The organism is Buttiauxella agrestis ATCC 33320, from assembly GCF_000735355.1.
Classification (GTDB): Bacteria; Pseudomonadota; Gammaproteobacteria; order Enterobacterales; family Enterobacteriaceae; genus Buttiauxella; species Buttiauxella agrestis.
On record NZ_JMPI01000020.1, the window covers coordinates 42986 to 63602 of the forward strand.

Annotated in this window: 22 protein-coding genes; 14 read left to right on the forward strand and 8 right to left on the reverse strand. The window is 51.3% G+C overall.

The window, feature by feature from the left end; translation table 11 throughout:
- The first annotated feature begins 20 nt into the window (after positions 1–20).
- A complete protein-coding gene (locus GBAG_RS03885; RefSeq protein WP_034493686.1) occupies positions 21–1889 on the forward strand; it encodes an amidohydrolase in 1869 nt (622 codons plus the stop codon).
- Positions 1890–1949: 60 nt separating this feature from the next.
- On the opposite strand, the gene GBAG_RS03890 is transcribed toward GBAG_RS03885, so the two are convergent.
- Both GBAG_RS03890 and acpH read right to left on the reverse strand, forming a co-directional pair.
- Positions 1950–2552 carry a peroxiredoxin C gene (locus GBAG_RS03890; protein WP_034457921.1) on the reverse strand — a complete coding sequence of 201 codons (603 nt, stop codon included), beginning with the start codon at positions 2550–2552 and terminating at the stop codon, positions 1950–1952.
- Between the two features lie 200 nt (positions 2553–2752).
- Positions 2753–3334, reverse strand: coding sequence for an ACP phosphodiesterase (gene acpH / locus GBAG_RS03895; RefSeq protein WP_034493687.1), 582 nt, complete (start codon positions 3332–3334; stop codon positions 2753–2755).
- 104 nt (positions 3335–3438) lie between these two features.
- Here acpH and queA point away from each other — a divergent pair, with 104 nt between their 5' ends.
- The 7 genes from queA to GBAG_RS03930 all read left to right on the forward strand — a co-directional run bounded on the left by queA (position 3439) and on the right by GBAG_RS03930 (position 10223).
- The gene (gene queA, locus GBAG_RS03900) at positions 3439–4509 is read left to right on the forward strand and encodes a tRNA preQ1(34) S-adenosylmethionine ribosyltransferase-isomerase QueA (protein WP_034493688.1); all 1071 of its coding nucleotides are present in this window, start codon (positions 3439–3441) and stop codon (positions 4507–4509) included.
- 81 nt (positions 4510–4590) lie between these two features.
- On the forward strand, positions 4591–5718 hold the full coding sequence (tgt, locus tag GBAG_RS03905) for a tRNA guanosine(34) transglycosylase Tgt (RefSeq protein ID WP_034493689.1): 1128 nt from the start codon (positions 4591–4593) through the stop codon (positions 5716–5718).
- Between the two features lie 21 nt (positions 5719–5739).
- A complete protein-coding gene (gene yajC, locus GBAG_RS03910) occupies positions 5740–6072 on the forward strand; it encodes a preprotein translocase subunit YajC (protein WP_034493690.1) in 333 nt (110 codons plus the stop codon).
- A gap of 27 nt (positions 6073–6099) precedes the next feature.
- Entirely contained in the window at positions 6100–7947 is a 1848-nt protein-coding gene (gene secD, locus GBAG_RS03915; RefSeq protein WP_072011135.1) for a protein translocase subunit SecD, read from the forward strand.
- Between the two features lie 10 nt (positions 7948–7957).
- Positions 7958–8929, forward strand: a complete 972-nt coding sequence (secF, locus tag GBAG_RS03920; RefSeq protein ID WP_034493692.1) for a protein translocase subunit SecF — start codon at positions 7958–7960, stop codon at positions 8927–8929.
- 140 nt (positions 8930–9069) lie between these two features.
- On the forward strand, positions 9070–9435 hold the full coding sequence (locus GBAG_RS03925; protein ID WP_034493827.1) for a VOC family protein: 366 nt from the start codon (positions 9070–9072) through the stop codon (positions 9433–9435).
- A gap of 68 nt (positions 9436–9503) precedes the next feature.
- The gene (locus tag GBAG_RS03930; RefSeq protein WP_051873631.1) at positions 9504–10223 is read left to right on the forward strand and encodes a helix-turn-helix transcriptional regulator; all 720 of its coding nucleotides are present in this window, start codon (positions 9504–9506) and stop codon (positions 10221–10223) included.
- A gap of 31 nt (positions 10224–10254) precedes the next feature.
- Here GBAG_RS03930 and GBAG_RS03935 read toward each other — a convergent pair whose 3' ends face one another.
- Together GBAG_RS03935 and GBAG_RS03940 are read right to left on the reverse strand one after the other, a co-directional pair.
- Entirely contained in the window at positions 10255–11148 is an 894-nt protein-coding gene (locus GBAG_RS03935) for a nucleoside-specific channel-forming protein Tsx (RefSeq protein ID WP_034493693.1), read from the reverse strand.
- Positions 11149–11528: 380 nt separating this feature from the next.
- Positions 11529–12089: a SadB/YajI family lipoprotein gene (locus GBAG_RS03940; RefSeq protein WP_034493694.1), complete on the reverse strand. Its 561-nt coding sequence runs from the start codon at positions 12087–12089 to the stop codon at positions 11529–11531.
- A gap of 151 nt (positions 12090–12240) precedes the next feature.
- Here GBAG_RS03940 and nrdR point away from each other — a divergent pair, with 151 nt between their 5' ends.
- The 6 genes from nrdR (at position 12241) to pgpA (ending at position 16334) form a co-directional block, all read left to right on the forward strand.
- Positions 12241–12690, forward strand: coding sequence for a transcriptional regulator NrdR (gene nrdR / locus GBAG_RS03945; protein WP_034493695.1), 450 nt, complete (start codon positions 12241–12243; stop codon positions 12688–12690).
- A 5-nt stretch (positions 12691–12695) separates the two neighbouring features.
- A complete protein-coding gene (gene ribD, locus GBAG_RS03950; protein WP_034493829.1) occupies positions 12696–13811 on the forward strand; it encodes a bifunctional diaminohydroxyphosphoribosylaminopyrimidine deaminase/5-amino-6-(5-phosphoribosylamino)uracil reductase RibD in 1116 nt (371 codons plus the stop codon).
- A 79-nt stretch (positions 13812–13890) separates the two neighbouring features.
- Positions 13891–14361 carry a 6,7-dimethyl-8-ribityllumazine synthase gene (gene ribH / locus GBAG_RS03955; RefSeq protein ID WP_034493696.1) on the forward strand — a complete coding sequence of 157 codons (471 nt, stop codon included), beginning with the start codon at positions 13891–13893 and terminating at the stop codon, positions 14359–14361.
- Positions 14362–14381: 20 nt separating this feature from the next.
- Complete coding sequence (gene nusB / locus GBAG_RS03960) at positions 14382–14801, forward strand: transcription antitermination factor NusB (RefSeq protein ID WP_034457944.1); 420 nt, start codon at positions 14382–14384, stop codon at positions 14799–14801.
- 62 nt (positions 14802–14863) lie between these two features.
- Entirely contained in the window at positions 14864–15841 is a 978-nt protein-coding gene (thiL, locus tag GBAG_RS03965; RefSeq protein WP_034493697.1) for a thiamine-phosphate kinase, read from the forward strand.
- Entirely contained in the window at positions 15822–16334 is a 513-nt protein-coding gene (gene pgpA / locus GBAG_RS03970; RefSeq protein ID WP_034493698.1) for a phosphatidylglycerophosphatase A, read from the forward strand. Before thiL ends, pgpA begins: the two co-directional genes overlap by 20 nt.
- An 83-nt stretch (positions 16335–16417) precedes the next feature.
- Here pgpA and GBAG_RS03975 read toward each other — a convergent pair whose 3' ends face one another.
- The 4 genes from GBAG_RS03975 to xseB all read right to left on the reverse strand — a co-directional run bounded on the left by GBAG_RS03975 (position 16418) and on the right by xseB (position 20523).
- The gene (locus GBAG_RS03975; protein WP_034493699.1) at positions 16418–17392 is read right to left on the reverse strand and encodes an aldo/keto reductase; all 975 of its coding nucleotides are present in this window, start codon (positions 17390–17392) and stop codon (positions 16418–16420) included.
- A 54-nt stretch (positions 17393–17446) separates the two neighbouring features.
- Entirely contained in the window at positions 17447–19309 is a 1863-nt protein-coding gene (gene dxs, locus GBAG_RS03980; protein ID WP_034493830.1) for a 1-deoxy-D-xylulose-5-phosphate synthase, read from the reverse strand.
- A gap of 71 nt (positions 19310–19380) precedes the next feature.
- Positions 19381–20280, reverse strand: a complete 900-nt coding sequence (gene ispA, locus GBAG_RS03985; RefSeq protein WP_034493700.1) for a (2E,6E)-farnesyl diphosphate synthase — start codon at positions 20278–20280, stop codon at positions 19381–19383.
- Positions 20281–20523 carry an exodeoxyribonuclease VII small subunit gene (xseB, locus tag GBAG_RS03990; protein ID WP_034493701.1) on the reverse strand — a complete coding sequence of 81 codons (243 nt, stop codon included), beginning with the start codon at positions 20521–20523 and terminating at the stop codon, positions 20281–20283.
- Between the last annotated feature and the right edge of the window lie 94 nt (positions 20524–20617).

Below are 20617 nucleotides of genomic sequence, written 5' to 3' on the forward strand. Positions count from 1 at the left end.
TTCACTGCGGAGAACAGGTTATGTCGCAATCTGCTTCATTAATTCTCACAAACGGACAATTTCACACGCTTGATAGCGAAGCGCCGTTGGCGCAAGCGGTGGCGATAAAAGACGGCAAGATTATCGCTGTGGGTAACGAATCATGGGTAATGAGTTTTGCTGACGAGCAAACGCAACGGGTCGATCTCAAAAGTCATACCGTCATTCCCGGTCTCAATGACTCGCATCTGCATCTGATTCGCGGTGGGCTGAACTACAACCTCGAATTACGTTGGGAAGGTGTGCCTTCCCTTGCAGATGCACTGCGTATGTTGAAAGAGCAGGCTTTACGCACGCCATTCCCGCAATGGGTGCGCGTAGTCGGCGGCTGGACGGAATTTCAGTTTGCCGAGCGCCGTATGCCAACGCTTGAAGAACTCAATGAGGCTGCACCGGATACGCCCGTTTTTGTGTTGCATCTCTACGACCGCGCACTGTTAAACCAGGCCGCGTTAAAAGCAGTGGGATACACCAAAGAGACGCCAAATCCGCTGGGTGGCGAAATCATGCGCGACCGCAATGGCAATCCAACCGGAATGTTAATAGCCAAACCGAATGCGATGATTTTGTACTCAACGCTGGCAAAAGGGCCGAAATTACCGCTGGAAATGCAGGTAAATTCGACGCGCCAGTTTATGCGCGAACTCAACCGGCTGGGCATCACCAGCGCGATTGATGCCGGGGGCGGGTTCCAGAATTACCCGGAGGATTACCAGATAATCGACCAGCTTCATGCGCAAAAACAGATGACGGTGCGTATCGCCTATAACCTTTTTACTCAGCGTCCGCAGCATGAGCTGGAGGATTTTGAAAAATGGACGGATATGCTCAAACCGGGGCAGGGGACGGATTTCTATCGCGCCAATGGCGCCGGAGAAATGCTGGTCTTTTCCGCCGCCGACTTTGAGGATTTCTTGCAACCGCGCCCGGATTTGCCCGACGGGATGGAACAAGAGCTGGAACGTGTGGTGCGCCATCTGGTTGAGCATCGCTGGCCGTTCCGTCTACATGCGACTTATAACGAGTCCATCAGCCGCATGTTGGATGTGTTTGAGAGGGTGAATCGCGATATTCCGTTTGACGGTTTGCACTGGCTTTTTGACCACGCAGAAACCATCACTGAAAAGAATATCGAGCGTGTTAAGGCGTTAGGCGGCGGGATTGCCGTTCAGCATCGCATGGCGTTTCAGGGGGAATATTACGCCGCACGGTACGGAGCAGAAGCGGTTAAACAGACACCGCCGATAGCCAAAATGCTGGCTGCGGAACTACCTGTCGGCCTTGGCACTGATGCCACGCGTGTGGCGAGCTATAACCCATGGACGGCGCTGTACTGGCTGGTTTCCGGGCGTACCGTGGGTGGAATGCAAATGTATGACGACAATAACCGTCTGTCGCGTGATGTGGCGCTTGAATTATGGACGGCGGGCAGTGCGTGGTTTTCCAGCGAACAAGGCAAAAAAGGGTGTATTAAAGCCGGGCAACTGGCCGATTTAGTCGTCCTTTCAAAAGATTATTTCAAAGTGACAGAAGAGGAAATTAAAGTCATCGAGTCGGTGTTGACGCTGGTGGATGGCAAAGTGGTTTATGCCGCAGGCACGTTTACGCCGCTGGCTCCTCCTCCGATTCCCGTGTTACCCGAATGGTCGCCCGTCGTAAATGTGCCTGGGCACTATCGAGCCGAACCGCCCGCAGCGGCAAAAGTGGGCATGAACGCGCAAGTTCATCAATGTTGTGGGAGCTGTAATGTGCATGGTCATCAACATGACGCAGCGCGTAAATCGGCGATACCGGTTTCTGATGAAGGGGCATTCTGGGGCGTGATGGGCTGTTCTTGTTTTGCGTTTTGAGCAGAAAAAACCATTAAAAAAGGCCGCTTGCGCGGCCTTTTTGGCAAAAACGTTTAGCGATTACAGGCTAGAAACGTTTTCGCTCAGGTATTTAGCAACGCCGTCTGGAGACGCGTTCATGCCTTCTTTACCTTTTTCCCACTGAGCTGGGCACACTTCGCCGTGCTCTTCGTGGAATTGCAGCGCGTCAACCATACGCAGCATTTCATCAACATTACGGCCCAGCGGCAGGTCGTTAACAACCTGGTGACGCACGATACCGTTTTTGTCGATCAGGAAAGAACCACGCAGCGCAACGCCTGCGTCTGGATGTTCGATGCCATAAGCTTTCTGAATTTCACGCTTAATGTCAGCAACCATCGCATATTTCACTTCGCCGATACCGCCGTTTTCAACAGGGGTTTTACGCCATGCGTTGTGAACGAACTCGGAGTCAAAAGATACACCAACGACTTCTACGCCACGTTTCTGGAATTCTTCGTAACGCTTGTCGAACGCAATCAGTTCAGACGGGCACACGAAAGTGAAGTCCATTGGCCAGAAGAACACAACGGTGGTTTTACCATTGGTGTGTGCTTTGAAGTTGAAGTTTTCAACGATTTCGCCACTGCCGAGAACGGCTGCAGCGGTAAAGTCAGGGGCTGGACGAGTAACCAGGACCATATGTACTCCTGTTAATTTTGTTAAAGTGAGTGTTAACGCAACGGGGGGAGTATAGGGGTGGCAATCCCTCTAACTCAAGCATACTGCGCCAATTAATCAGATAGGATTTACCTATCAAAAAATGAATATTCACATAGCGGCGATCCAAAATAGCCCTTTTTAGTAAAAGGGCAAGTATTTAATCGTGGTGCTGCGACAGGCTACAAATTCTTTCGTTCGGCCAGTTCCATCATGCGTGGGTAAAACTGCCAGAACAGCTCCTCAAGTTCGTTATAATGGGTATCGAGATCCTGCCAGGAGGCTCGCAAAGCATCGAGTTTTGGTCTACGCGACGCCATCCCATTGAGAACATTCGCAATAAACGCCATGTCGCTGTAACGCTCGAGCCAGCGCTCGTCCCACAAGTACTGATTAAGATTGATAAAGCGGGGCGGGGTATCTGACAGGAAGGGTTCGATCCTGGCGCGTGCATAAGCGACAAATTCCGGCAGAGGGATCGCTGGGTTCAGGGTTTGCCAGTGGCGTGACACAAAATGATCCCACATCACATCAAGCGTTATTGGTGCGACGCGTCGGGTTTCCGGGCGGAACCATTGCCGCGCAATCGCCACTTCCGGTAAACCATCGGTCAGAACATCCACACGGCGGTGCATTCGGATGCCAGCCACTACATCGCCTGGGAAACTTTCATCCGGGTTTCCACGCACAAAATCAGCCAGCAGATTTCCGAGAAGGGAACTGTCAGCAAGACTTGCGAGATGTAAATGGGCGAGAAAATTCATAGTAACCTTATTCGTAAATGGCCTAAGGGGAGGCTTATTCCTTGCAGGGAAAGCCCCCTGGCACTAGACTGTAGCGCCACTTTTTAAGTCTTGAGTTCTAAACCATGCGTGTTGCCGATTTTTCCTTTGAATTACCTGAATCCTTGATTGCCCATTATCCACAAGCACAGCGTAGTGGGTGTCGTTTGCTATCGCTGGAAGGGCCGACGGGTAATTTAACGCATGGCACTTTCACCGATCTGCTCGACAAGCTCAACCCTGGAGATTTGCTGGTCTTTAATAATACCCGCGTCATCCCGGCACGCCTTTTTGGCCGTAAAGCGAGCGGCGGTAAGATTGAAGTGCTGGTAGAGCGTATGCTGGATGACAAGCGCATTCTCGCGCATATCCGCGCCTCTAAAGCACCGAAACCGGGCGCTGAATTGTTGCTGGGCGATGATGAAAGCGTACATGCCACCATGGTTGCGCGCCACGATGCGCTGTTTGAAGTGCAGTTTGAAGATGAGCGCAGCGTGCTTGATATCTTAAACAGCATCGGCCATATGCCGCTGCCGCCGTATATCGACCGCCCGGATGAAGAGTCTGACCGCGAACTTTATCAAACCGTGTACAGCCAGAAACCGGGGGCTGTAGCCGCACCGACCGCTGGCCTGCATTTTGATGAACCACTTCTGGAAGCGCTGCGCAATAAAGGTATTGAGCAGGCGTTTGTCACGCTGCACGTAGGAGCCGGGACATTCCAGCCAGTGCGCGTTGATAGCATCGAAGACCACATCATGCATTCCGAATATGCGGAAGTGCCTCAAGATGTCGTTGATGCTGTATTGGCCTGTAAAGCACGTGGTAATCGCGTTATCGCGGTTGGCACCACATCCGTTCGTTCGTTAGAAAGCGCGGCTCAGGCAGCAAAAAATGACCTGATCGAACCTTTCTTTGGCGACACACAAATTTTCATCTATCCAGGTTATCAATACAAAGTGATTGATGCGCTGGTGACCAATTTCCACCTGCCGGAATCGACGCTGATCATGCTTGTTTCCGCGTTTGCTGGTTATAAAAACACCATGAACGCCTATAAAGAAGCCGTAAGTTCCGAATATCGCTTTTTTAGTTACGGGGATGCCATGTTCATCACGTACAATCCGCAGGCGATTAATGAGCGCCCTGGCGCTTAATCATTGAATTTTGCGCCGCTGGCTATCGCCAACGGCGTATTGGCTTAATCATCAGACTGTTTATCTGATGCAGGAGAAAATGTGAAATTTGAATTAGATACCACCGATGGACGCGCCCGCCGTGGCCGCCTGGTGTTTGACCGTGGCGTAGTAGAAACGCCAGCTTTTATGCCAGTTGGCACTTACGGCACTGTAAAAGGGATGACGCCGGAAGAAGTTGAAGCCACTGGTGCGCAAATTATTCTGGGCAACACTTTCCATCTGTGGCTGCGTCCTGGCCAGGAAATCATGAAGTTGCACGGTGACTTACATGATTTCATGCAGTGGAAAGGCCCAATCCTGACTGACTCTGGCGGTTTCCAGGTGTTCAGCCTGGGCGATATCCGTAAGATTACCGAAGCTGGTGTGCACTTCCGCAACCCAATCAACGGCGATGCGATTTTCCTCGATCCTGAAAAATCTATGGAAATTCAATACGATCTCGGTTCTGACATCGTCATGATCTTTGATGAATGTACGCCGTACCCGGCTGACTGGGATTACGCTAAGCGTTCAATGGAGATGTCTCTGCGTTGGGCACAGCGCAGTCGCGATCGCTTTGATTCTCTTGAGAATAAAAATGCGCTGTTTGGCATTATTCAGGGCAGCGTTTACGAAGATTTACGAGATATCTCGGTAAAAGGTCTGGTAGAGATTGGCTTTGATGGCTACGCTGTCGGCGGCCTTGCAGTAGGTGAGCCGAAGGAAGACATGCACCGTATTCTGGAGCATGTTTGCCCACAAATCCCTGCGGACAAGCCTCGTTACCTTATGGGCGTAGGTAAACCGGAAGATTTGGTTGAAGGTGTTCGTCGCGGTATTGATATGTTCGACTGCGTGATGCCAACCCGTAATGCACGTAATGGCCATCTATTCGTCACCGACGGCGTGGTGAAAATCCGTAATGCGAAGCATAAAGATGACACTTCGACGCTGGATTCTGAGTGTGATTGCTATACGTGTCGCAATTATTCACGTGCCTACTTGTATCATCTTGACCGTTGTAACGAAATACTCGGCGCGCGGCTCAACACGATTCATAACTTGCGCTACTACCAGCGTTTAATGGCTGGTTTACGCAAGGCCATTGAAGAGGGTAAATTAGAGCACTTCGTGAGTGATTTTTACGAGCGAATCGGTAAACCAGTTCCACCTTTGAATGTTGATTAATTTAATAATGAGGGATTTTTAATGAGCTTTTTTATTTCTGATGCGGTAGCCGCAGGTGCTTCACCTGCGCAAGGTAGCCCGTACTCTTTGATTCTTATGCTGGTGGTATTTGGTCTGATCTTCTATTTCATGATCCTGCGCCCACAGCAAAAACGTACTAAAGAGCATAAAAAGCTGATGGACTCCATCTCTAAAGGGGATGAAGTGCTGACTACCGGTGGTCTGGTCGGTCGCGTAGTGAAAGTAGCTGAAACTGGCTATATTTCTATCGCACTGAACGACACTACCGAAGTCGTTATCAAGCGTGATTTCGTAGCTGCCGTTCTGCCGAAAGGCACTATGAAGGCGCTGTAATATTCGTTTTTCCCTAAGGGAACTACCGTGCTAAACCGCTATCCTTTGTGGAAGTACATCATGCTGATCGTCGTCTTTGCCGTCGGTCTGCTATACGCACTTCCCAACCTATATGGTGAGGATCCGGCAGTTCAGATCACTGGCGCGCGCGGCGTCGCCGCCAGTGAGCAAACGCTGATCCAGGTCCAGAACACCTTAAACGCAGAAAAAATAACCGCTAAGTCTGTGGCGCTGGAAGAAGGTGCGATCCTTGCACGCTTTGATACCACTGACACGCAACTGCGTGCTCGTGAAGCGCTGATGGGCGTCCTTGGCGATAAATACGTTGTCGCTCTTAACCTTGCTCCAGCTACTCCTCGCTGGTTATCTGCCATTTCCGCAGAACCGATGAAACTCGGTCTTGATCTGCGTGGTGGCGTGCACTTCCTGATGGAAGTTGATATGGATACCGCCCTGAGTAAACTCCAGGAGCAGACCATTGATAACTTGCGCACCGATTTGCGCGACAAGAGCATCGCTTACACCAACGTGCGTAAAGCCGATAACTATGGTGTTAATGTTGTCTTCCGTGACAGCAAAACGCGCGATGACGCTATCTCTTATTTAACTCCACGCCATCGTGATCTGGTGATTTCTGCTCAGGGCAGCAACGCAATGCGTGCTGTAATGACAGATGCTCGCCTGAGCGAAGCGCGTGAATATGCCGTTCAGCAGAACATTAATATTCTGCGTAACCGTGTAAACCAACTGGGTGTGGCTGAACCTCTGGTACAACGTCAGGGTGCGGACCGCATCGTCGTTGAACTGCCAGGTATTCAGGATACAGCACGTGCGAAAGAGATTCTGGGCGCGACTGCAACGCTTGAATTCCGTCTGGTTAACACTAACGTAGATGCTTCCGCTGCGGCTTCTGGCCGTGTGCCGGGCGATTCCGAAGTGAAAGATACCCGTGAAGGTCAGCCGGTTGTCCTGTACAAGCGTGTGATTCTGACCGGTGACCACATCACTGACTCGACTTCCAGCACCGATGAATACAACCAGGCTCAGGTGAATATTTCACTCGATAGTGCTGGCGGTAACATCATGTCTAACTTCACCAAAGACAACATCGGCAAACCGATGGCGACTCTGTTTGTGGAGTACAAAGACAGCGGAAAGAAAGATGCAACCGGTCGTGCGATTCTGGCGAAACAAGAAGAAGTTATTAACGTGGCAAACATTCAGTCACGTCTGGGTAACAGCTTCCGTATCACCGGCATCAGCAACCCGAACGAAGCGCGTCAGCTTTCTCTGCTGCTGCGTGCTGGTGCGTTGATTGCGCCTATTCAGATTGTTGAAGAGCGTACCATCGGCCCAACTTTGGGTATGGAAAACATCAAGCAAGGTCTGGAAGCATGTCTGGCAGGTCTGGCCGTTTCAATCATCTTTATGCTGTTCTTCTATAAGAAGTTTGGCCTGATTGCGACCTCAGCGCTGTTGGTTAACCTGGTGATGATTGTTGGGATTATGTCCCTGTTACCAGGGGCGACGCTCACTATGCCAGGTATTGCGGGTATCGTGTTAACCCTTGCGGTGGCGGTGGATGCCAACGTACTGATAAACGAACGTATTAAGGAAGAACTTAGTAACGGGCGCTCGGTACAACAGGCTATCCACGAAGGCTACCAGGGCGCGTTCAGCTCTATCTTCGATGCCAACATTACGACGCTTATCAAGGTCATCATCCTGTATGCCGTAGGCACCGGGGCAATTAAAGGCTTTGCAATCACAACCGGTATTGGTGTGGCGACGTCCATGTTTACCGCCATCGTCGGTACCCGTGCCATCGTAAACCTGTTGTACGGCGGCAAACGCATCAACAAGCTGTCTATCTGAGGAGTGCGTTGTGGCACAGGAATATACTGTTGAACAATTAAACTACGGCCGTAGAGTCCATGACTTTATGCGCTGGGATTTCTGGGCTTTCGGTATCTCCGGGTTCCTGTTAATCCTTTCTATCGCCATTATCGGTGTGAAAGGTTTTAACTGGGGTCTGGATTTCACTGGCGGTACGGTTATCGAAATCTCGCTGGAAAAACCAGCAGATTTAGACCAGATGCGCGAAGCACTGCAAAAAGCGGGCTTTGCGGAGCCGCTGGTTCAGAACTTCGGTAGCAGCCGTGACATCATGGTGCGCATGCCACCTGCCCAAGGGGAAACCGGTGGGCAAGTGCTGGGCAGCAAGGTTGTTCAGGTTATTAACGAAGCGACTAACCAGAATGCTGGCGTAAAACGTATCGAATTTGTCGGCCCAAGTGTTGGGGCGGATCTGGCTCAGAATGGGGCACTGGCGTTGTTAGCCGCGCTTATCTCAATTCTGGTTTATGTTGGCTTCCGCTTTGAATGGCGTCTGGCTGCGGGTGTGGTTATTGCGTTGATGCACGACGTGGTGATTACTCTGGGCGTGCTGTCGCTATTCCACATTGAGATTGACCTGACAATCGTTGCATCGTTGATGTCGGTTATCGGTTACTCACTGAACGACAGTATCGTAGTATCGGACCGTATTCGTGAGAACTTCCGTAAGATTCGTCGCGGTACACCTTATGAAATCTTCAACGTTTCTTTGACGCAAACGCTGCATCGTACGTTGATTACTTCTGGTACTACCTTAGTCGTGATTCTGATGCTGTATCTCTTCGGTGGAGCAATGCTGAAAGGCTTCTCACTGACGATGCTCATCGGTGTTTCTATCGGTACGGTTTCTTCTATCTACGTCGCGTCTGCACTGGCGTTGAAACTGGGCATGAAGCGTGAGCACATGCTACAGCAGAAAGTAGAGAAAGAAGGCGCGGATCAGCCGTCGATTCTGCCTTAATCATCAGGTCGTTCACTGATAGTAAAACCGCAGCCCTGGTGCTGCGGTTTTTTTTCGCCTGAGCAAAAGTCTCCTGACAGTAGGCTGTCAGGAGGGGCTGGGTAGACTCAATGTTGAACATCACCATTGAGGAGTTAAAAATGAACACTATCATCAATTGGTTTGAAATCCCTGTGCAGGATCTTGAACGGGCTACAGCATTTTATGAGGCTGTTTTTACAGCTAAATTTCATCGCGAATCGATGCCCGGAATGGAGATGGCCATATTCCCACACGATAAACCCAATCCTGGCGGTGCATTACTGAAGGCGGATGCGTTTAAACCTTCCGCGCAAGGGTCTGTGGTTTACCTGCATGCTTCTGATTTAACGGCCATGCTTGAACGAGTCGCAAAAGCTGGCGGTGAATGTGTTTTTGGTCCGCAAGTTTTGCCTGATGATATTGGTACTTTTGCGCTGATTTTAGATAGTGAAGGGAATCGAGTTGGGTTACATCAACCCGCGTAAGGACAGATATACTCAACGAGCAATGCCTGCTGATTAATCGGCAGGCATAACCATCACCAGGGAGGCCTATGAGTCGAAGAGCTGACCGCCTTTTTCAGATAGTCCAGATCCTGCGCGGGCGGCGTTTGTCTACGGCAGCCATGCTTGCGGAGCGGCTCGAAGTTTCTGAGCGCACCATTTATCGTGATATTCGCGATCTTTCCCTTTCAGGCGTTCCTGTTGAAGGGGAGGCGGGTTGCGGCTACCGGTTATTGCCCGGTTACGATTTACCACCGCTGATGTTTACTCCCGGCGAAGTGGAAGCCTTAGTGGCGGCTATTCGTTTAGTTCAAACGTGGAGTGGTGAAACTCTGGCGCAAAATGCCGGAACAGCGGAAGAAAAGCTGCTGGGGATACTGACGCCACAACGACGCGCAGTGGCGGAGCGATGCCGGATTATCTCGCCGGATTTTAATAAGTATCCGCAGGTAAAAATTTGGTTTGACGTTTTTCATGCCGCTATCGGCAAACTGCAGGTGGTGAATCTGAGCTACCGGGATGAAAAGGGAAATGCGTCGAGCAGAAAAGTACATCCGCTCGGACTGACCTTCTGGGGCGAAGTTTGGTTGTTGGTGGCCTGGTGTGAAACGCGTGAAGATTACCGCAGTTTCCGGTTGGACAGGTGCCTTTCGGTGACGCTCACTGGTGAGTACTTTGCTGAGCGGCCCGATCGTTCTCTGGCTGACTTCATTAATTTGCAGCATAGCGAAGGCTGTTTACCAGACACAAAAAAGCCGATCGGCAAATAGCGGATCGGCTTTTCGATGATTCAGACGGTTATCAGAAGTTGTAACCTACAACCAGGTAACCACCCCAACCGGTAGAACGCACATTGAAATCACCATCACCGAAGTTCAGGCTGGCGTTATCTGCCCACTGACCACCGTTGTGCCAGTAACGAGCAACCACAGAGTAATGCCAGTGATCGTAGTTCAGCGCAAGGATATGGCTGGAAGCGATGGAGTTGCTGGTACGGGCGTGTTTGCCCTTATTGTCGATGAAGTTGTCATCGCCCAGATCTGAACCCCAGTCGAAGTTGGTGAAGCCGATGTAGCTCAGGTTACCGCCCCACAGGGAAGTAATCGGCACAAAGTATTTCACTTTGAAGCGGTAGCCATCCCACTCGTTTTCGTTGGACGCGCCATAGTTCTGCCACTGGTATTTTGCATACACGTTCAGAGACAGGCTCATCGGCAGATCGGTGTCGATGTCGGTACCCAGACCCATATACCAGGTGTTTTGTTTGCTGGCATCGTCGCCGTGAGCACCCATATCGTAGATATAGTTGTTGGCGATGTACCATTCTTTAAATGGACCAAATGCCAGGCTAGTGCCGGTCAGCTTGTCGATAGAGAAGCGGGGTTCAATCTCCATAAACATACGAGAACCGTCATCCCAGATGCCCTTATCGTTGCCGTTGCCCCACTCGAAGGTTTTTGGAATATCGATGTAGCCATAAAAATCTAACCAATCTTTTTTGGCAAACGCTTCATATTCCAGGTAGACGTCGTTAGTGATTTTTGGTCCGAAACGCGTGTGGTAGCTGCCTACCACGTTGACACTTTGGTGCCACCAATCAGAGAGGTATTCAGTATTTTTTGCATCGTCGGCCTGAGCCGTGAAAGAATTTGAAAGCGCCAGGACGGTACTAGCCGCCAAAATAATTTTTTTCATAATATTTTATGCCACTGTTTTTACATGAATCCCGTGAGGGCAGGAGGTGAGTGATCACCAAGGTCATCAACCATTCAGCTGGTTTCTTATTGACGCGCCTATTATAGAAATCCTTGCTCACAAAAATATGTTTCATTTCACATTATCGCCACATGCGTAATCGATTGCGTTCACGTTTGCGCACATTAAAAACGGGCGAGATTCTACCTGCTTCGTAAATTTAAGCAAATGCATGAGGCAAAGTTACAAATATATGTGATTCAGATCACTGGATTTATTGGCGGTACGGTAGGCCATTTGTCACACTTTCTCTGGCAAGATGTAACAAAAAACGCAGATGTTACTGAGGTTTACCCCCACTGGCGTGAGGGTTGCGGAGATTATTGCGCGGGCAATGCCTGTGAAGGGTCTACCGGCTGAATGTCATGAATACGCACGAAACCGGGTTGATTTGGTGAAAGCCCTGAAAGTTGCAATGGAATGCTGACATCGCTCGGCGCTAAGACGCTGGCAGGTGCGCTGAATTGTTGCGACTGAACGTTCACTTCCTGGTAGTTATCGGTCGTGCCCTGAATCTGCCCCCATTCTACTTTGCCAGTGAAAGCAGGCAGCGGATCGTTCGACTCGCCCTTAATGATGAGCATCACCCGGCTGCCGTTGGCTTCAGGCGTGATGCTGCTCAGAGACATTTGCAAATTGCCCAATTGGCTGTTCAGGCGAGCGGGCGTTTTGGAGCCGGGTAGCAAATAAACGCCAGTTGTTGATTTGGCATTGAGCGAATTTTGTTGCGTCAGCTTGACGGTCTGGTCGGTGAGTTGGGTCATTTCTTTATTTAACGAACCCACTTCATTCTTCATCTGGCGGACTTCAGTTTGTTGGGCGCAGGCGCTGAGGCTTACCAAGCTGCTAACCAGGAGAATTCTTAGGTAACTCTTTGTCATCGCTAATTTTTCCTTAAAGTTTCGTCCTGATTTAAGCGTAGTCTGGCAGGAATGAAAAGTCATATTTCTTAGCATTACGTGGCGTTGCCTTTGTACTACCGCTACTTCGCGGTAAACTATTCTTCATTTGAAAAATCATTCAGGACGCGCCATGCATTGCCCATTCTGTTTCGCAGTAGACACCAAAGTGATTGATTCCCGGCTTGTCGGCGAAGGGTCTTCCGTGCGTCGTCGCCGTCAGTGCCTGGTTTGTAATGAACGTTTCACGACGTTTGAAGTGGCAGAACTTGTTATGCCGCGTGTGGTGAAAAGTAATGATGTTCGTGAGCCTTTTAATGAAGACAAACTGCGCAGCGGTTTTTTAAAAGCGCTGGAAAAGCGCCCTGTCAGTTCCGATGACGTAGAAATGGCGATAAACCATATCAAATCCCAATTACGTGGCACCGGCGAGCGTGAAGTGCCGAGCAAAATGATCGGTAATCTGGTGATGGAGCAGCTCAAAAAACTCGATAAAGTGGCCTATATCCGCTTTGCTTCGGTTTATCGCAGCTTTGAAGATATCCGTGAATTTGGCGAAGAAATTGCCCGCTTACAGGATTAATGCTGATGTCGCTTGATGAAAAATTTATGGCGCGTGCTCTGCAACTGGCAAAGCGCGGACGTTTCACCACCATGCCAAACCCGAATGTTGGCTGTGTGATTGCCAAAGATGGCGAAATCGTTGGCGAAGGTTTTCATTTTCGTGCGGGCGAACCTCATGCAGAAGTTCACGCGCTGCGTATGGCGGGCGACAAAGCACAAGGTGCGACGGCGTATGTCACTCTGGAACCCTGCAGCCACCATGGGCGCACACCGCCTTGCTGCGATGCTTTAATTGCTGCGGGGGTGAAGCGAGTGGTTGCCGCGATGCAGGATCCGAATCCGCAAGTTGCCGGGCGAGGTTTGTACCGTCTGCAACAGGCTGGCATTGATGTCAGTCACGGCTTGATGATGAATGAAGCCGAGGCCATTAACCGCGGTTTCCTGAAGCGTATGCGTACTGGCTTCCCTTATATTCAACTTAAACTTGGTGCATCGCTGGACGGACGTACCGCCATGGCGAGCGGCGAAAGTCAGTGGATCACTTCGCCTGAATCACGCCGCGATGTGCAGCGTCTGCGTGCGCAAAGTGCCGCGATTCTTAGCAGCAGTGCCACGGTTCTGGCGGATAACCCTTCATTAACCGTACGCTGGAATGAATTAGATAGCGCCACACAGGCGGTTTATCACGAAGAAAACCTGCGTCAGCCAACACGCATTATTCTGGACCGTGAAAATCGAGTGACGCTAGAGCATAAAATTATCACGCAAACAGGAGAGACCTGGCTTGCCCGATGCAATGCAGACCAGCAAACGTGGCCCGAAGGGGTTGAGCAGTTTATCGTGCCGGAGCATAACGGCCATCTGGATCTGGTGGTGATGATGATGCTGCTGGGCAAGCGCCAGATAAACTCTATTTGGGTAGAGGCGGGCGCCACCCTCGGCGGCGCGCTGCTGCAGGCAGGTCTTGTTGATGAACTGATTGTCTACGTTGCGCCAAAATTATTAGGCAATGATGCGCGTGGCCTGTGTAACCTGCCAGGGCTTGAAAAACTCGCTGATGCGCCCGAATTTAGCTTTAGCGAAGTTCGTCAGGTCGGCCCAGATTTGTGCCTGCATTTGACACCGCGATACGCGCGTTAGTAAAACGTAAGCAGCCGCGAAAAGATTATGATAAAATCCGCCCCCCTAACGGGGCTAAACAGAACCGGAAAGGAAGAATATGAACATCATTGAAGCAGCCGTTGCTACTCCAGACGCTCGCGTCGCCATCACCATCGCGCGTTTTAATAACTTCATCAATGACAGCCTGCTTGACGGTGCGATTGACGCCCTGAAACGTATTGGCCAGGTTAAAGATGAAAATATCACCGTGGTCTGGGTTCCGGGTGCTTATGAGTTGCCACTGGCGGCAGACGCACTGGCGAAAACCAAGCGTTATGACGCAGTGATTGCGCTGGGTACGGTTATCCGTGGCGGCACAGCTCACTTTGAATACGTTGCTGGTGGTGCCAGCAACGGCCTGGCGCATGTTGCTCAGGAAACGGGTATTCCAGTCGCCTTTGGCGTGCTGACCACTGAAAGTATTGAACAAGCCATCGAACGCGCTGGCACAAAAGCCGGTAACAAAGGTGCAGAAGCTGCACTGACCGCGCTTGAAATGATTAATGTATTGAAAGCCATCAAGGCCTGATTTTTTGTAAGGGGAAATCTGTGAAACCTGCTGCTCGTCGCCGTGCCCGTGAGTGTGCCGTTCAGGCGCTTTACTCCTGGCAGTTATCTCGAAATGACATCGCTGATGTCGAATACCAGTTCCTGGCGGAACAGGACGTCAAAGACGTTGACGTTAACTACTTCCGCGAACTGTTGGTCGGGGTGGCTACTAACAGCGCGTATCTGGATGGGCTAATGAAGCCTTATCTGTCCCGTCAGCTCGAAGAGTTGGGTCAGGTAGAAAAAGCGGTTCTGCGTATCGCACTGTTTGAACTGGCTAAGCGTGATGACGTGCCGTACAAAGTGGCGATTAACGAAGCCATCGATCTTGCGAAAACCTTCGGCGCCGAAGACAGCCACAAGTTCGTGAATGGTGTACTTGATAAAGCTGCTCCGCAAATTCGTCCCCGCAAGAAATAATCTCCAGGCCGGTTAACCCCGGCCTATTTTTCATTCCTTTATTAAACTCAGAGGCATTACGCATGGCATGCGGTGAGTTTTCTCTGATTGCCCGTTATTTTGATCGCGTAAGCAGTTCCCGTCGCGATGTGGAAACCGGAATCGGCGATGATTGTGCATTGCTGACGATAGCCGAGAAGCAAGTCCTCGCGATCAGCACCGATACGCTAGTCTCAGGCATCCACTTCCTGCCGGATATTGACCCTCGTGATTTAGGCTACAAAGCGCTGGCGGTTAATTTGAGCGATTTGGCTGCTATGGGCGCCGATCCGGCCTGGCTGACGTTGGCTATTACCCTTCCTGAAGTCGATGAAAGCTGGCTTGAAGCCTTCAGCGACAGCCTGTTTGAACAACTCGATTACTACGATATGCAGCTGATTGGCGGCGACACCACGCGTGGCCCACTCGCGATGACGCTAGGCATTCATGGCCTCGTGCCAGCGGGGCGTGCTTTAAAACGCAGCGGCGCACGTCCTGGCGACTGGATTTACGTGACGGGTACACCGGGCGATAGCGCCGCAGGTCTGGCTATTTTGCAGGACCGTTTAGCGGTTAAAGAGGCTACACACTCTGCTTACCTGAAAAAGCGCCATTTGCGACCGACGCCGCGAATCCTGCATGGTCAGGCATTACGTGATTTAGCGAGCAGCGCCATTGACCTGTCTGACGGGCTAATTTCCGATTTAGGTCATATCCTTAAAGCCAGCGAGTGCGGGGCGCGTATCGATCTCGACGCTCTGCCATATTCGACCGCCTTAAAAGAAAACGTCAGCGCAGAACGTGCGTTGCAGTGGGCGCTTTCGGGTGGCGAAGATTACGAGTTATGCTTTACGGTCCCGGAAATGAACCGTGGCGCACTGGATGTTGCGATAGGCAATCTGGGGATTCCATTTACCTGTATCGGTCAGGTTGGGCCTGAGTCTGAAGGGCTACAGTTTTTGCAAAATGGCAAACCGGTTACGCTGGACTTAAAAGGATACGATCACTTTGCTCCGCTCTAAAGATGTGGCTAAAAGCCGTCTCAAGCTCAGCAATCCGTGGCATTTACTTGCTACCGGTTTTGGCAGTGGATTAAGCCCGATTATGCCTGGCACAGTGGGGTCGCTTGCGGCGATCCCGTTCTGGTATTTGATGACTTTCCTGCCGTGGCAGGTCTATTCCATGGTCATCATGCTGGGTATTTGTATCGGTGTTTATCTTTGCCATCAGACCGCACGCGACATGGGCGTTCATGACCACGGCAGCATCGTGTGGGATGAGTTTATTGGCATGTGGATTACCCTGATGGCGCTGCCTGTTAACGACTGGCGCTGGGTGGCCGCAGGATTTTTAGCTTTCCGTATTCTTGATATCTGGAAGCCATGGCCTATCCGTTGGTTCGATCGCAACGTTCACGGCGGCATGGGGATTATGGTGGATGATATTGTCGCAGGCGTGGTTGCTGCGGGGATTATTTACCTGATTGGTCACCATTGGCCGATTGGTTTGTTCTGATTTGAACTAACCCTCACCCCGGCCCTCTCCCTGAGGGAGAGGGAGAAAGCCGAAGTTCCCTCTCCCACAGAGAGGCGAGGGGGTTACTTAAATCCAACCCTCTCATGCGGTTGATAAACCGTTTCCAACTCGGCAATTTCTTCTGGCTTCAGCGTTAAATCCACCGCCCCAAGCAAATCATCCAACTGATGTTCGCGAGAAACGCCAATAATCGGTGCGGCAATACCTCGTTTACTCAGCAGCCATGCCAGTGCAACCTGCGCACGTGACACACCTTTATCATCGGCGACATTCGCCAGGCGTTCGGCAATCATGGCATCGTTATCTTTACTGGCGTCATAGAGATTTTTACCAACCTCATCGGACACTGAACGTGCCGTGGTATCGCCCCACGGACGAGTCAATTTACCGCGAGCCAGTGGACTCCACGGGATCACCGCGATCCCTTGTTCGTAGCACAGCGGCAGCATATCGAGTTCTTCTTCACGATAGATCAGATTGTAGTGATCCTGCATGGTGGCGAAACGCGCCCATCCATGTTGATCCTGTAAGGCCAGCGCCTGCGCGAGTTGTGAACTGTGCATCGAGGACGCGCCGATATAACGCGCTTTACCCGCTTTCACCACGTCATTGAGCGCTTCAAGCGTCTCTTCAATGGGCGTGTTGTAATCCCAGCGGTGGATTTGCAGCAGATCGACATAATCGGTGCCGAGGCGGCGCAGGCTGTCGTCTATCGAACGCATAATTTGTGGACGCGAAAGGCCTTCCGCTAAATCACCGACCGGGAAGTACACTTTGGTGGCGAGAACGGCATCTTCGCGACGCATGAAATCTTTAAGAGCGCGCCCGACAATCTCTTCGCTGCTACCGTCGGAATAACTATTGGCGGTATCAAAGAAATTAATGCCGTTATCGATGGCGTGCTTGATGATGAGGCGGCTGCTCTCTTCGGGAAGCGTCCAGGCGTGATTGCCACGGTCTGGCTCACCAAAGGTCATGCAACCCAGGCAAAGACGGGAAACCTTGAGGTCTGTTTTTCCTAACGTGTTGTATTGCATGGTTCCACTCCGGCTATTCAGGTTCTTTAAGCATAGCAGGAGTGGAGCAGGGGATTATTTGAGCCAGTCGCGGATCTTGGTTTCCATACCAATTGCATCAAGACCGATGGCGGCGCGCGCTTCTTCCTGCGTGCCTTGCGGAATAAAGTAATCCGGCAGACCGATATTGAGAACCGGAACCACTTTACGATTAGCCATCAGCACTTCATTCACGCCACTGCCAGCCCCACCGATAATGGCATTCTCTTCAATGGTCACTAACGATTCGTGGCAGCCAGCCAGTTCAAGAATCAGCGCTTCATCGAGCGGCTTCACAAAGCGCATATCGACCAGCGTTGCGTTAAGTGACTGCGCAACGGCCTCGGCTTCTGGCAACAGAGTGCCGAAGTTCAGCAGCGCGACTTTTTCACCTGCGCGTTTCTTCACGCCTTTGCCGATTGGCAGTGATTCCAAAGGTTGCAACTCAGCGCCCGTCCCGGTTCCACGCGGATAACGCACGGCAGATGGGCCGTCGTTGTAGTGGTAACCCGTATGTAGCATCAGGCGGCATTCGTTTTCATCGCTTGGCGTCATGATGACCATTTCCGGAATGCAGCGCAGGAAGGAGATATCAAACGCGCCCTGGTGGGTTTGCCCGTCAGCACCGACAATTCCGGCGCGGTCGATGGCAAACAACACCGGCAGTTTCTGGATAGCGACGTCGTGAATCACCTGATCGTAAGCACGTTGCAGGAAGGTCGAATAAATGGCGACAACCGGCTTGTAACCGCCAATCGCCAAACCTGCGGCGAATGTTACGGCGTGCTGTTCGGCGATGGCGACATCAAAATATTGCGACGGGTACTGGCGTGAAAATTCAACCATGCCCGAGCCTTCGCGCATTGCTGGCGTCACGGCCATGAGTTTGTCGTCATGGGCGGCGGTTTCGCACAGCCAGTTACCAAAGATTTTTGAATAGCTCGGCAGGCCACCAGATGCTTTTGGCAGCGTGCCGCTTTGCGGGTCAAACTTAGGCACCGCATGGAAGCTGATAGGGTCTTTTTCCGCTGGCGCGTAACCACGACCTTTTTTGGTCATGATGTGCAGGAATTGCGGGCCGTTCAGGTCACGCATGTTTTTGAGCGTGTTAACCAGCCCGACCACATCGTGTCCGTCAACCGGGCCAATATAGTTAAAACCTAACTCTTCAAACAAAGTGCCAGGAACGACCATGCCTTTCAGGTGTTCTTCGGTGCGTTTGAGCAGTTCTTTAATTGGCGGTACGCCAGAGAAGACTTTCTTGCCGCCTTCGCGCAGAGATGAATAGAGTTTGCCTGAAAGCAGTTGTGCGAGGTGGTTGTTCAAGGCCCCGACATTCTCGGAAATCGACATTTCGTTGTCGTTGAGGATCACCAGCATGTTCGGGCGAATATCCCCGGCGTGGTTCATCGCTTCAAAAGCCATGCCTGCCGTAATCGCGCCATCACCAATCACGCACACGGTGCGGCGGTCTTTGCCTTCTTTCTGAGCGGCAACAGCGATACCGATTCCGGCGCTGATGGAGGTGGACGAGTGACCCACACTCAGAACGTCATATTCACTTTCGGCACGCCATGGGAACGGATGCAGGCCGCCTTTCTGGCGGATGGTGCCAATTTTGTCACGACGTCCAGTAATGATTTTGTGTGGATATGCCTGATGACCGACATCCCAGATCAGCTGGTCGAACGGTGTGTTATACACATAGTGAAGCGCCACGGTCAGTTCTACCGTGCCAAGACCAGAGGCAAAGTGCCCGCTGGAGCGGCTTACGCTATCGAGCAGGTAACGACGCAGCTCGTCACAAAGTTTCGGCAAGCTCTCTTTTGGCAACAGGCGTAGCTCAGGGGCTGACTCCACCAGTGCGAGGGTCGGGTATTTGGCAATATCAAAACTCATTAGAAACTCATCGTGGTTTTTACCCTTCATCCTTCAAGCCTGCGCCTGAATGCCAAAGGGTAAGTTAATAATTATTTATCACGTTGGATGATATAGCTCGCTAACGCTTCCAGTGCGGTAGTGTCTAACGACTGGCGAGCCAAGCCTTCCAGCGCCCTCAGAGAATCCTGGTAAAGATCCCACGCTTTAGTTTTGGCATTTTCTAGCCCCAGCAATGCCGGATAAGTGCTTTTACCCAGTTGCTGGTCGGCGCCCTGGCGCTTACCCAATGTTGCGGTATCACCGATAACGTCGAGAATATCGTCCTGAACCTGGAATGCCAGGCCGATGCTTTCTGCATAACGGTCCAGCAATGGCAGTGCGTTACGGCCAGCTTCACCGGCACTCAACGCGCCCAGGCGAACAGCGGCACGAATTAACGCTCCGGTTTTATGACGATGAATACGCTCGAGGCTTTGCAAATCGACATGCTTGCCTTCGGCTTCAAGATCCAACGCCTGGCCGCCACACATTCCCGCCACACCGCTAGCCACTGCCAACTCTTTCACCATCGCTAATCGATCAGCAATAGCAACACCAGGCATAGGGGCATCACTGAGTATAGAAAACGCCAGCGTTTGCAGAGCGTCTCCGGCTAATATCGCGCTGGCTTCACCAAATTTAATGTGACAGGTGGGCTGCCCACGACGCAGATCGTCATCATCCATGGCGGGTAAATCGTCATGAATCAAAGAATATGCATGGATGCACTCAACTGCCGCAGCAGGCGCATCCAGTGTTTCTTGCGCTATGCCGAACATTTCTCCGGTCGCATAGACCAGAAAAGGGCGGAGTCTCTTCCCACCAAATAATGCGCCATAATGCATTGCCTCAACCAGAGGAGTGTTCTGAAACGGTAGCGGTGCCAGAAAACGCAGCAGCGCATCGTTGGCCCGTTCTGCGTGGGCCTGCAACTGATGGTTAAAATCCATTTACTCGTTATCCGGGGTAAAAGGCTTGAGTGGGGCGTCTTCGCTATCGTTTAGCAGGATTTGTACGCGTTGTTCTGCCTGTTGCAGTTTCACCTGACCCTGGCGCGCAAGTTGCACACCACGTTCAAATTCATTTAACGCCTCTTCGAGCGCTAAATCTCCGCTCTCCAGACGAGTAACAATCTGCTCAAGCTCCACAAGCGCAGTTTCAAAACTGGCCGGGACTTCGGTTTTTTTCGGCATAGTGAATGTCTGACTCTAATAATTTTTGCGACTCTGCAATGGTAGCGGAAACTGACAAGCAAGTAACCATGAGCATGTTGGTTAGCAGAGGTTA

What these genes read in the sequence shown, in the direction of transcription:
- GBAG_RS03885 (WP_034493686.1), top strand. Translation starts at nt 21, where the DNA reads ATGTCGCAATCTGCTTCATTAATTCTCACAAACGGACAATTTCACACG.
- GBAG_RS03890 (WP_034457921.1), bottom strand. Translation starts at nt 2,552, where the DNA reads ATGGTCCTGGTTACTCGTCCAGCCCCTGACTTTACCGCTGCAGCCGTT.
- acpH (WP_034493687.1), bottom strand. Translation starts at nt 3,334, where the DNA reads ATGAATTTTCTCGCCCATTTACATCTCGCAAGTCTTGCTGACAGTTCC.
- queA (WP_034493688.1), top strand. Translation starts at nt 3,439, where the DNA reads ATGCGTGTTGCCGATTTTTCCTTTGAATTACCTGAATCCTTGATTGCC.
- yajC (WP_034493690.1), top strand. Translation starts at nt 5,740, where the DNA reads ATGAGCTTTTTTATTTCTGATGCGGTAGCCGCAGGTGCTTCACCTGCG.
- GBAG_RS03925 (WP_034493827.1), top strand. Translation starts at nt 9,070, where the DNA reads ATGAACACTATCATCAATTGGTTTGAAATCCCTGTGCAGGATCTTGAA.
- GBAG_RS03930 (WP_051873631.1), top strand. Translation starts at nt 9,504, where the DNA reads ATGAGTCGAAGAGCTGACCGCCTTTTTCAGATAGTCCAGATCCTGCGC.
- GBAG_RS03935 (WP_034493693.1), bottom strand. Translation starts at nt 11,148, where the DNA reads ATGAAAAAAATTATTTTGGCGGCTAGTACCGTCCTGGCGCTTTCAAAT.
- GBAG_RS03940 (WP_034493694.1), bottom strand. Translation starts at nt 12,089, where the DNA reads ATGACAAAGAGTTACCTAAGAATTCTCCTGGTTAGCAGCTTGGTAAGC.
- nrdR (WP_034493695.1), top strand. Translation starts at nt 12,241, where the DNA reads ATGCATTGCCCATTCTGTTTCGCAGTAGACACCAAAGTGATTGATTCC.
- ribD (WP_034493829.1), top strand. Translation starts at nt 12,696, where the DNA reads ATGTCGCTTGATGAAAAATTTATGGCGCGTGCTCTGCAACTGGCAAAG.
- ribH (WP_034493696.1), top strand. Translation starts at nt 13,891, where the DNA reads ATGAACATCATTGAAGCAGCCGTTGCTACTCCAGACGCTCGCGTCGCC.
- thiL (WP_034493697.1), top strand. Translation starts at nt 14,864, where the DNA reads ATGGCATGCGGTGAGTTTTCTCTGATTGCCCGTTATTTTGATCGCGTA.
- GBAG_RS03975 (WP_034493699.1), bottom strand. Translation starts at nt 17,392, where the DNA reads ATGCAATACAACACGTTAGGAAAAACAGACCTCAAGGTTTCCCGTCTT.
- dxs (WP_034493830.1), bottom strand. Translation starts at nt 19,309, where the DNA reads ATGAGTTTTGATATTGCCAAATACCCGACCCTCGCACTGGTGGAGTCA.
- ispA (WP_034493700.1), bottom strand. Translation starts at nt 20,280, where the DNA reads ATGGATTTTAACCATCAGTTGCAGGCCCACGCAGAACGGGCCAACGAT.
- xseB (WP_034493701.1), bottom strand. Translation starts at nt 20,523, where the DNA reads ATGCCGAAAAAAACCGAAGTCCCGGCCAGTTTTGAAACTGCGCTTGTG.